Source organism: Alcanivorax sp. HI0044 (genome assembly GCF_001634945.1).
Map to the genome: position 1 here is coordinate 1 of NZ_LWEZ01000890.1, position 251 is coordinate 251.

1 protein-coding gene is annotated in these 251 nt (G+C 49.8%); it reads left to right on the plus strand.

The features are described 5' to 3' along the window. A partial coding sequence (locus A3730_RS10590) for an alkyl sulfatase dimerization domain-containing protein (protein ID WP_304439488.1) occupies nucleotides 1-251 on the plus strand: 251 nt, incomplete at both ends.

The following is a 251-nucleotide window of genomic DNA, read 5'->3' on the forward strand; positions in this document are numbered from 1 at the left end:
ATGAAGTGGAAGTGATGTACGCCATGCACCACTGGCCAGTGTGGGGAAAGGACAAGGTCAATGAGCATATCAGCACGCAGCGGGATATGTATCGCTTCATCAATGATGAAACCCTGCGCATGGCCAATCAGGGCTACACCATGTTGGAGATCGCAGAGCAAATCAAAGTGCCTGATGCCATCGCCAAGAACTTTTCCAACCGCGGTTATTACGGTTCCATCAGTCACAACGTGAAGGCTACTTATGTGATG